The 10,551-nt window shown below is 38.9% G+C and carries 13 protein-coding genes; 7 read left to right on the top strand and 6 right to left on the bottom strand.

Annotated elements, in window-relative coordinates:
* Nucleotides 1–290: 290 nt before the first annotated feature.
* On the top strand, nucleotides 291–500 hold the full coding sequence (locus tag Q4489_RS16910; RefSeq protein WP_074498780.1) for a cold-shock protein: 210 nt from the start codon (nucleotides 291–293) through the stop codon (nucleotides 498–500).
* A gap of 334 nt (nucleotides 501–834) precedes the next feature.
* Nucleotides 835–1,491, top strand: a complete 657-nt coding sequence (locus tag Q4489_RS16915) for a hypothetical protein (protein WP_303482724.1) — start codon at nucleotides 835–837, stop codon at nucleotides 1,489–1,491.
* Between the two features lie 134 nt (nucleotides 1,492–1,625).
* Here Q4489_RS16915 and hemH read toward each other — a convergent pair whose 3' ends face one another.
* Genes hemH through Q4489_RS16940 form a run of 5 tightly spaced genes read right to left on the bottom strand, consistent with a single transcriptional unit; the run spans nucleotide 1,626 to nucleotide 6,928 of the window.
* Nucleotides 1,626–2,645: a ferrochelatase gene (hemH, locus tag Q4489_RS16920; RefSeq protein WP_303482727.1), complete on the bottom strand. Its 1,020-nt coding sequence runs from the start codon at nucleotides 2,643–2,645 to the stop codon at nucleotides 1,626–1,628.
* A gap of 31 nt (nucleotides 2,646–2,676) precedes the next feature.
* Nucleotides 2,677–3,924, bottom strand: a complete 1,248-nt coding sequence (gene ccmI, locus Q4489_RS16925; RefSeq protein WP_303482729.1) for a c-type cytochrome biogenesis protein CcmI — start codon at nucleotides 3,922–3,924, stop codon at nucleotides 2,677–2,679.
* 4 nt (nucleotides 3,925–3,928) lie between these two features.
* Nucleotides 3,929–4,399 (bottom strand): cytochrome c-type biogenesis protein, encoded by a 471-nt coding sequence (locus Q4489_RS16930; protein WP_303482732.1) that lies wholly within the window; start codon nucleotides 4,397–4,399, stop codon nucleotides 3,929–3,931.
* Nucleotides 4,396–4,944 (bottom strand): DsbE family thiol:disulfide interchange protein, encoded by a 549-nt coding sequence (locus Q4489_RS16935; RefSeq protein ID WP_303482735.1) that lies wholly within the window; start codon nucleotides 4,942–4,944, stop codon nucleotides 4,396–4,398. Before Q4489_RS16935 ends, Q4489_RS16930 begins: the two co-directional genes overlap by 4 nt.
* Nucleotides 4,937–6,928 carry a heme lyase CcmF/NrfE family subunit gene (locus Q4489_RS16940; protein ID WP_303482737.1) on the bottom strand — a complete coding sequence of 664 codons (1,992 nt, stop codon included), beginning with the start codon at nucleotides 6,926–6,928 and terminating at the stop codon, nucleotides 4,937–4,939. The genes Q4489_RS16935 and Q4489_RS16940 overlap by 8 nt, the downstream gene beginning before the upstream one ends.
* 273 nt (nucleotides 6,929–7,201) lie before the next feature.
* Between Q4489_RS16940 and ccmA the strand changes: the two genes are divergently transcribed.
* From ccmA to ccmE, 5 genes are read left to right on the top strand one after another with little or no spacing between them, the layout of a single operon-like run.
* Complete coding sequence (ccmA, locus tag Q4489_RS16945; protein WP_303482738.1) at nucleotides 7,202–7,843, top strand: cytochrome c biogenesis heme-transporting ATPase CcmA; 642 nt, start codon at nucleotides 7,202–7,204, stop codon at nucleotides 7,841–7,843.
* Nucleotides 7,844–7,863: 20 nt separating this feature from the next.
* Entirely contained in the window at nucleotides 7,864–8,550 is a 687-nt protein-coding gene (gene ccmB / locus Q4489_RS16950; protein WP_303482755.1) for a heme exporter protein CcmB, read from the top strand.
* On the top strand, nucleotides 8,551–9,294 hold the full coding sequence (locus Q4489_RS16955; protein WP_303482741.1) for a heme ABC transporter permease: 744 nt from the start codon (nucleotides 8,551–8,553) through the stop codon (nucleotides 9,292–9,294).
* 2 nt (nucleotides 9,295–9,296) lie between these two features.
* Nucleotides 9,297–9,509 (top strand): heme exporter protein CcmD, encoded by a 213-nt coding sequence (gene ccmD, locus Q4489_RS16960; RefSeq protein WP_303482744.1) that lies wholly within the window; start codon nucleotides 9,297–9,299, stop codon nucleotides 9,507–9,509.
* A 3-nt stretch (nucleotides 9,510–9,512) separates the two neighbouring features.
* On the top strand, nucleotides 9,513–9,983 hold the full coding sequence (gene ccmE / locus Q4489_RS16965; protein ID WP_303482747.1) for a cytochrome c maturation protein CcmE: 471 nt from the start codon (nucleotides 9,513–9,515) through the stop codon (nucleotides 9,981–9,983).
* A gap of 136 nt (nucleotides 9,984–10,119) precedes the next feature.
* Here the strand turns inward: ccmE and Q4489_RS16970 are convergent, their stop codons facing one another.
* Nucleotides 10,120–10,338, bottom strand: coding sequence for a TIGR02922 family protein (locus tag Q4489_RS16970; RefSeq protein WP_303482752.1), 219 nt, complete (start codon nucleotides 10,336–10,338; stop codon nucleotides 10,120–10,122).
* Nucleotides 10,339–10,551 lie beyond the last annotated feature (213 nt).

The following is a 10,551-nucleotide window of genomic DNA, read 5'->3' on the forward strand; positions in this document are numbered from 1 at the left end:
CGTGCAGGCTTTTGTTTGTAAAAAAAAGTTCAATTATTCTTCACTATAATTCAAGCTATTAATAATTTTGTGTGCTACAATTCTTTTGCGTTGAGTTTTTGCGTTTGAAGAGAGGGACTAAATAGCCTCATTAATGAGTTCTATTTAAACCTAAACGCACCTGTGTTATGGAAACCTTTCTCTGTCTGTACTTTTGGGTAGAGAGCATTTACTCCGTACATGGCTACATCTGCATGTATGTCTGAATAGCCTAAATTGTTAAACCTTATATTATAGAGAGAAATGTTGGTATGTCTGACTCAGTAACTGGCAAAGTAAAATTTTTTAATGAATCAAAAGGCTTCGGCTTTATCGAGCAAGAAGGCGGTCCTGATGTGTTCGTTCACTTCAGTGCTATCACTGGTGACGGTTTCCGTACACTAACTGACGGTCAATCAGTATCATTTACTGTTGAGCAAGGTAAAAAAGGTCCTGAAGCGAAAAACGTTACAGCACTTTAATTAAAAAAGATTACTGTAAAACGGAGCTATGATGCTCCGTTTTTTATTGCCCGATTATCTGTACCGTTGACAAGCCACCTCTCCCCCACCACCTTTTATAAATAATCTTAAATAAAAGCATCATCATTCTCTGCTATCGATATACTGCTTTTGCCCTTTAAACATAATCAAAAATATATTTTTATCGGTTTGAATGCTATCAGCACAAGCTAAAGCTCAAAAAAGGTTAATTATATGTTGTAAATACCTTGTATCACCTTTTTAAGGTTGCTGCCGTTAGCTATTTTTCTACACTAACCAAGTCAACACAACTTAAGTAAAAGGAATTACACATATGAAACCATTGAGCTATTGTATAGCGCTTATATTTACACTGTTTTGCAGTAAATGTGCTGCAAGTTTATTGCAGATTAATGAAATACACTATGATAACTCTGGAAGTGATAAAAACGAATTTGTTGAGCTTATTGGTGATGCTGGTACAGACTTATCGCATTGGTCATTGCTGTTCTATAATGGCGGCAACGGTAAAGTGTACAAAAACGAAAACCTTACCGGCATCTTAGCAAATAACAGTAATGGCTATGGTTTTGCCACTTTTTATTTTTCAGGGATTCAAAATGGATCGCCCGATGGGATCGCTTTAGTCAATAACCAGCATGATTTTGTATCAGACTTTATAAGTTATGAAGGACGTTTTGTTGCAAAAAATGGTGCTGCAACAGGCCTTGTTTCTACCGATATTTTGGTCACTCAACCCCCTTCAACAGCAAAAGGCATGACGCTGCAGCGTACGGGTAGTTTACAACAGGCTCAATGGCAATTAGCCTCAAGCTCCCCAAATGTTATCAATCAACAGCAGCTATTAACCACCATGCCAGTGACAGTATCATTACCTACCACACCGATACTATTTTCGTTAAGTTTATTATTGTTATTCGCGCTCACGTATAAAAAGTCTGTTAATCAAGATTATAAATTTTGCGCTTAACGAGTACTAATGAGCATCAATAATTAGTTCTATATTATTGTGCATTGGTGTAGATGAATTAGCATTGCAATAATCATGTTACTGCTTAGGGAGAGGGAGTAACCACTGTTATTGCAATGCGCTTATCTGCTCGATTACAAATATTGTTCAATAATATTTGAAATAAGCGATATATGATCTTCGCTATCGTTTAAAGCTGGAATATAGTGATATTGTTCACCACCGGCTTCAATAAAGATTTCCCGGTTTTCTTCCTCTAACTCTTCCAACGTTTCTAAGCAGTCAACGCTAAAAGCAGGGCTAATGATTGCAACATGCTTGCAGCCTTGTTTAGCGAGTTCTTCAAGCGTTTGATCGGTATACGGTGTTAACCATTCAGCTTTGCCGAATCTCGATTGAAAAGTTGTGATGAAATCATTTTCATGCAATCCCAACTGCGCAACGACCAACTGCGTTGTTTGATGGCAAAAACAATAGTAAGGATCACCATTATCGAGAAAGTGTTTAGGCATACCGTGATAAGACAGTAACAATTTATCTGGCTTACCGTGAGTAGCAATATGCGCCTGAACACTATTTACTAACGCATTAATATACAAAGGATGATTATGATATCCACTTATAAAATGTATGCTTGGGATCCAACGCCATTTACTGATGGTTTGAGTCACCGCATCAAAAGTTGATGCGGTTGTAGGACCGCCATATTGTGGGTATAACGGTAGAATTATAAACTTATCGACACCCTGTTTTTGAAAGCGCGTAAGCGCATCTGAAATAGCAGGTGATCCATAACGCATCGCGATATCTAGCACAACCTCACTTTGTTGCTCTAAAGATAACTTTTTCGCTACTTTTTCGCGGATCCTTCTCATAAACACCAGTAATGGTGAGCCTTCATCTGTCCAAATAGACTGATATAACTTAGCTGATTTTTTAGGTCTTACACGCAAAATAATGCCGTGAAGAATAAGCCACCATACTAACTTAGGTATTTCTACAACGCGCGGATCTGATAGAAATTCACGTAAATAACGTTTTAAGGCTACTGGTTCAGGTGCATCAGGCGTACCTAAGTTGGTTAACAGCACGCCAATTTTTGCCGTTCGTTTATGGACAGATTTATCTTGCCCTTTATACCTTGATTTTAACATCTATCGCTCATAACCTTATCGCTAACCACAACTATTCTACTACGGTGTTAATATTTAATGAGATCATTTTGTTTGTAGCAAGCTCGACATTTAAAGCTTCGGCTTTAAAATCACCCGGTTTTATTCCCGCACTGCCTGATTCAGAAATGATAGCAAACACATTTACTGCTTTGGCATCACTTAATTTCGCTTGGGGTGTCATTGCATTGGCATCTGACAAGGTCACTTCAGTTGGTAAGTCACTTGCACGTAACTTAACAGCAGCTAAAGGCATTCTTGAGCCCTCAGCAGGAATGGCATAAATAAAAACAACCTTGTCTTGTCCTTGCTCTAATTGCTTTCTAATGTCATCTGATAGCGATATCTTAACACCTAATGAGACTTGCGAATTAACATCAATAGATGCTTGTTCGCCTGTTAGTACCATACGGCTTTTCGCCTCACTTAATGCTTGTTGTAAAGCTTGGACATTAACACTTGGACGATTATCAGACACGACAAGTTGCCAGTGTTGCACCGCTGTTTGATAATCTTGATTGACAAAGGCATGCATACCTAACAAGATATTTGTTGACGGGTCTCTGGCGTCAAGCGCCAATGCTTTGTCGATGTATGACTGCACCTCAGGTGTGATTTTCTGCTCATTATGATAAAAGCTTGCTTGCGCTTTTGCTCCATATAAATCAGCATGCTCTCCGTCTATTTCAATAACTCGATCGAAAGCTGCTAATGCCGCTGAAAAGTCACCCGCTCCAACAAGGGCTTGTCCTAAGCCATACCAAGCATCACTATTATTTGGTTCTTGTTCTGTTTGTTGTTTTAATTTTTGCAGCTGTACCAAAGCTTGCTGTTCAACATCAAGTGATTGATGACTTTGCTGCTGTCGAGGCATTGTTGTTAATTTTTCAAAAGCCCCTGTTTGTTGGTAAAGAATTGCACTAAACGCTAGCATAAACACAGTCATTATAGCTGGCCAAAACATCGTGATCGGTTTAGTTTCCGTCACTTGCTTTTGTTCATTGGCATTTTCTTCTATGTCTTGTAATAAGCTTTGATCAAGTTCAGATATCAGATAATCATAACTGCTTTGATCTAACCGCCCTTGGGCAAAATCACGCTCTATCTCAGATTTATGTTCTTTATACAAACGAATATTAGTTTCATCGCGAAAGCTATTATCCACCTTATTACGATAATTGCGTTGACGAATAAAATGCCCCCAAACAATCATTAACAACAATAAAATAAAGGCAATCAGTGTAAAAAGTAGTGCTACCATAGGATTATTTATCTTTTAAAATTTGATCTAATTGTGATTTTTGCTGTGATGAAAGTTTTGCCGAACGGTCAATTGTTGGCTTTTTACGGACAATCAGCACCAGTACCACAATGCCTATCAATAAAAGCACTAAAGGCCCAAACCAAAGCACATAAGTTAACGGTGACACTTTCGGGCGGTATAAAACAAACTCGCCATATCGTGCCACCATAAAATCGACAATTTCTTTATCGGCCTTACCTTCTTGCAACAGTTGAAACACTTCACGGCGCAGATCTTTTGCGATAGGTGCATTTGAATCGGCAAGATTCTGATTTTGACATTTAGGACAACGAAGCTCCTTGATTAAAGCTTTATAGCGTATTTCTGTCACTGGGTTATCAAATACGTAAGTATCCGTTGCAAATGCTTTGTCAGGAAATGCGGTAATGATCATACCCAACAATAAAATAACAATGATCGTGAACATTCTCATGGAGTCACTCCTTGTTCTTGTTCTAGTTTTTCAATCATTGGAATGAACTTTTGCTGCCATACTTTACCGTCTATCGGCCCAACATGCTTCATTCGCACGATTCCATTAGCATCAATAACAAAAGTTTCAGGTGCCGCGGTAACGCCCAGTTCAATGCCAAATTTTCCCATAGGGTCAAAAATTGAAAAGACATAGGGATCTTCATAATCTTTGAGCCACTTAGTTGCATCTTCACGTACATCTTTATAATTCAGCCCATACAAGGAGACACGTTTACTTTTCGCGATATCTACCAAATATGGGTGTTCATATTTACAATACACACACCATGTACCCCATACATTCAGTAAAACGATATCTCCTTTGAGGTCATTTTCCGTTAATGTGACTTCAGGTTTCAGCAATTGTGTTAACGAAAACGTTGGTATGGGCTTACCTACCAATGCTGAGGGTAATTCTTGAGGGTTCAACGATAAGCCACGATACAAAACAACACCTAAAGCAATAAACAGTACTAAAGGAATAAAACGGATTATTTTATTCATTATTTTCCCCTTCAATTACTGTTTGAGTTGTGCTTAATTTCGAGGCATTGGCTGACTTTTTACGACGGTAACGTTTATCTAACATTGCCATAAAACCGCCAATTCCCATGAAAATAGCCCCTAACCAAATCCAGCGAACAAATGGTTTATAATGAATGCGTACTGCCCATGCATCATCAGGTAAAGGATCACCTAGTGCTACATATACATCTCTAAACAGTCCTGGATCTATGCCAGCTTCGGTCATACCCATTGTTTGAACAAGATAGGTTCTGCGTTCAGGTTTCAATAAGGCAACGAACTCGCCATTTTGAGTGACTTCTAATTGCCCTTGCTCAGCAGTATAATTTGGCCCTTTCACGGGAATAACACCATTTAAGGTAACATCGTACCCAGAAACATGTACCGCTTCACCATAGTGCATTTTTACACTCACTTCTTTTTCATAAATTGACACCAAGGTAACGCCTACAATGGTAACCGCTATGCCCATGTGTGCAACCGTCATTCCCCATTGACTTAGTGTAATACGTGAAAATTGATAACCTGACTTACCTTGTTTAGCTTGGTTTCTTAAGTCTTTTATCACCACGAGTGAAACCCAGAAAGCGAGTGTCATTCCAAAGCTTGCTAATAAGTTGAACTCGCCGGCATATACCAATGGAAATAATATGCCTAATACGATACTTGCGATCGAAGGTTTAGTAATTTGCTTTCGCAACTCCCCTTTTTTCGCTTTTTTCCAGCGAATGAGCGGCCCTATTCCCATAGCAAGAAACAATACACTCATAATTGGGACAAACACCGCATTAAAATAAGGAGGACCAACAGATATTTTGCCAAGGCCGGCTGCATCAATCATTAATGGGTACAACGTGCCCAGTAATACCGTTACCGAGGCAACAACTAGGATTATATTACACAATAATAATGCCGTTTCGCGTGAGTAAAATGAGAAACGGCTAAAACTCGAAACGTTGGATGCTCTAAAGGCAAACAAAGTCAACGAACCACCAACAGCAATCGCTAATAATAGTAAAATAAACATGCCACGCGTTGGATCGGATGCAAAAGAATGTACTGATGTGATTACACCAGAACGTACTAAAAATGTACCTAATAAGCTTAAACTAAAAGCAAATATTGCAAGTAACACGGTCCAGTTCCTAAACGCGCCGCGCTTTTCAGTTACCGCTAATGAATGCAATAATGCCGTACCCACAAGCCAAGGCATAAACGAGGCGTTTTCAACGGGATCCCAGAACCACCAACCACCCCAGCCTAATTCGTAGTATGCCCACCAACTGCCTAATGCAATACCCAGAGTAAGGAATATCCACGCTGCTGTTACCCAAGGTCGGGCCCATCTAGCCCAAGCAGCGTCAAGCTTTCCGCACATTAGTGCAGCTATTGCAAAAGCAAAAGCAACCGCAAAACCTACATACCCCAAATAAAGCATAGGCGGATGAATAATTAAGCCGACATCTTGCAGTAATGGGTTTAAATCACGCCCCTCTAACGGAACCATCGGCCATAAGCGTTCAAAAGGATTCGATGTTAAAATAGTAAATAACATAAAACCTACAGACACCATACCTAATATAGCAAGCACTCTCGCGATAAATCCTTCATCAATACCTTTGCTAAATTTAGCAACTGCCATGGTCCATGCTGTTAATGAAAAAACCCATAATAATAAGGAGCCTTCATGTCCTCCCCATACTGCGCTGATTTTAAAATAATAAGGCAATAACGAATTAGAGTGGCCGGCAATATATTTAACTGAGAAGTCATCAATGACGAATAAGTACGCTAGTATGATGAGACTAAGCCCGGTAAAAACAAACATCCCTAAAGTAAGGGGCTTTGCATAACCAACAAGGATAGGTTGGCGTGTAAAAACACCAATAAGTGGAACGATACTTAAGCAGATGGCAAACGCCAATCCTAATATTAAGGCAAAGTGCCCCAATTCAGGGATCATAAAACTTCTCCGATAGCGCTTATAAGGCAGACTAACACACTGTCACCATCAAAAATTGGCTGATGAAGTAAAATGCGTAGGCCAAAAATTGCTGCAATTCTACCACCGTTTCGCTAAAAAAAGCAGTAATCTTGCGTTAAGTTGCATATATTTTGCGAACGAAAGCAATGGTATAATAAATTAATTACTTGGTGTAGGATCTAGATCAAACTAACGTGTGTGATTTAGATTACACTAGCAACAATTTCAATAACGTAACAAACGAACCATTTCATGAGTCACTGTGGCGATACCCTTTTAGAAACGCGAAACTTAACCTGTATAAGAGAAGATAGAGTGCTTTTTGAAGCGCTTAACTTTTCGGTAAAACGCGGTGACATTATACAAGTAGAAGGGCCAAACGGCGCAGGAAAAACAAGCTTATTACGTATATTAGCAGGCTTATCCTCTCCTTATGAAGGGCATGTCTATTTTGCCGGTGAGCCTATTCAATCTTGTGAAGAATATTATCACCAAAATATGCTTTACCTTGGCCATCAGGTTGGGGTTAAAGATGAATTAACCGCCGAAGAAAATTTAGCTTTCTCCTTAGCATTACATGGAATACCTGTTCAAACAGCCGAAGATACGCTGGCAGAAGTCAATTTATTAGGTTTTGAAGATGCTCTAGCTTCACATTTAAGTGCTGGTCAACACCGACGTATAGCGCTAGCACAATTATGGCAAACCCCAGCAAAACTATGGATTTTAGATGAACCATTTACAGCAATCGACAAAAAAGGGGTGTTAAAGCTGGAACAGCTTATCAAAGAACACGCCGAAAATGGCGGGGCTGTTATATTAACCACACACCAAGATTTACAAATGCCCACTAGTTGCTATCAAAAGCTAACGCTGGAATATCGGTTTTTCTAGGCTAATCTATGAGTAAAGAAATCAAGACTTCAATTTCATATCGGCGGGTTTTTTACACCGTATTTAAGCGCGATCTCACTATTGCATTCCGCCATAAAGATGACATTGCTAACCCGCTATTATTTTTTATTCTGGTTGTCACGCTTTTTCCTCTTGGCATTGGTCCTGAGCCTAATATGCTTGCTAGAATAGCACCCGGCATTATTTGGGTTGCTGCTTTATTAGCAACACTTTTATCATTAGATCGCCTATTTAAAAGTGATCATGCTGATGGTTCGCTTGAACAAATGCTCTTAAGTCCTAGCCCAACATTTATTATTGTATTAGCAAAGATATGCGCACATTGGATCATCAGCGGTTTACCCCTAATTTTAATTTCACCATTACTCGCGGTATTATTGTACCTTCCTGAAAATGCATATGGGGCATTATTATTAACTTTGCTTATTGGAACCCCGGTATTAAGTTTTATCGGCGCAATTGGTGTTGCTTTAACTGTTGGCGTTAAAAAAGGTGGAGTGTTACTCAGTTTATTAATTTTACCTTTATATATCCCATTATTAATTTTTGCGACAAGTGCAATAGATACTGCAGCAATGAACTTACCCTACACGGGACAACTTGCTATAATCGGCGCACTTTTTATCGGTTCTGTTACGCTTTCACCATTTGCTGTGAGCGCAGCATTAAAAGTGAGTACTAACTAAATGTGGAAATGGTTACACCCATACGCTAACCCCGAAAAAACTTTTCATTTAACAGAAAAGTTAACACCATGGTTTGGCTATTTAGCAATGATTTTATTAGCCGTTGGTATGACGTGGGCACTTTTATTTGTGCCACCTGATTATCAACAAGGCAATAGTTTTCGAATTTTTTATATCCATGTTCCATCGGCCATTCTTTCACTCAGTGTGTATGTGGCAATGGCAATTATTGCTTTTAGTGCCCTTGTGTGGCAATTAAAGTTGGCTGATGCTTCAGTTGCCGCCATTGCACCTGTAGGTGCTGCATTAACTGCAGTTGCGCTATTTACCGGTGCCGCTTGGGGGAAGCCCACGTGGGGTACATGGTGGGTGTGGGATGCCAGATTAACCTCGCAATTAATTCAGTTATTTCTTTATTTAGGCGTTATAGCTTTACACAACGCTTTTGAAGATAAAGCTCAGGGCAGCAAAGCCGCAGGCATTTTAGCAATTGTAGGTGTTGTAAATGTACCGATCATAAAATATTCCGTTGAATGGTGGAATACATTGCATCAAGGCCAAACCGTAACCCAAATAGGAAAGCCCGCGATGACCATGGACATGTATCTACCTTTTGTGGTTTGTTTGTTTGGCTTCGTTTTCCTTATCAGTTGGCTTATTTGTTTAAGGTTTAAAACTGAACTACTTGAAAGAAATGCCACCCGCCCTTGGGTGAAAGATTTAGTGAATCAAACAGAGAAATAATCATGCAATTTTCAAACTTCGCAGAATTTATCGCTATGGACGGGCATGGTTTTTATGTATGGCTTTCATACGGTTTTACATTTGCAATCTTTGTAATATTGGCTTTATTTTCCAATGCGAGACATCACGCCACCCTCGCACATATTAAACGCCGTTATAATCGAGAGAAAAAATTAAAACAAGCAGCGCTTGAACAAAATCAAGGCAAGAGGTAGCTCATGAACCCAAGACGAAAAAAACGTTTAACGATCGTTGTATCAATACTAATAGGTATTAGTTTGATCACAACATTAGTGTTATACGCATTAAATCAAAATATTGATCTATTCTATACACCGCATGAGATTATTCACGGTAAAGATGATACGGGCAATAAGCCAGTAATCGGGCAGCGAATTCGCGTAGGCGGTTTAGTGGTAGTTGGTTCTGTTTCACGTAACCCTGAGAGCTTAAAAGTACAATTTGGTTTAACCAATAAAGGTGAAACCATTACCGTTAAGTATGACGGCATCTTACCTGACCTTTTTAGGGAAGGCCAAGGTATCATTGCTAACGGAGTATTAATAGAGAATAGAGTATTAGAAGCCACTGAAGTGTTAGCGAAACATGACGAAAATTATATGCCAAAAGAAGTTGCTGATGCTTTAGGCGAAGGCCATACCCCGCCAGAATACTCAAAGAATAATTAATTTAAATAATAAAGCCACTAACGTTAGTGGCTTTATTATCATCGCTTTTTTACTCTCAAGCCCGTTTAAATAAAACGGCAATAACAGTTAAAACAGTGCTTAGCATTACGTTATCTTTAGAGCTTGCTATTCAAAGTTATGCGACGTCTTCATTTGGTAAAATTCGATCACCAATTTTATTCAAAATATCTACTTCACCACGGCACACAGCAACTATTGATTTACCCTTTTTAAAGGTATCAGGTAAAATAATTCTACCTGTTTTACTAGTTTCAAAATGTCCAATGTGATGGAACAATTCAATTGATTTATCACAATAGTAAATAATTGTGACTAGTTCAGTTTTATGACTCATTACACCCTACTTATTCGTGCGACAACTAACGAGTTTTGAAAATACATAAACGAAGCTACATATAGCTTGCTTATCTGTAATATTTATACTTTTGATTAGAGCGTGTTTATCTTTCAAGTTTGTTTTTGCAGCAATCTGTTTGGTATTTATACAAGGCAGAGCTTGTGCCGTGTAGTTATTCTACTCAAATCAAGCGATAACATAGTAGAAATG

It is taken from the genome of Thalassotalea sp. 1_MG-2023 (genome assembly GCF_030546745.1).
Classification (GTDB): domain Bacteria; phylum Pseudomonadota; class Gammaproteobacteria; order Enterobacterales; family Alteromonadaceae; genus Thalassotalea_C.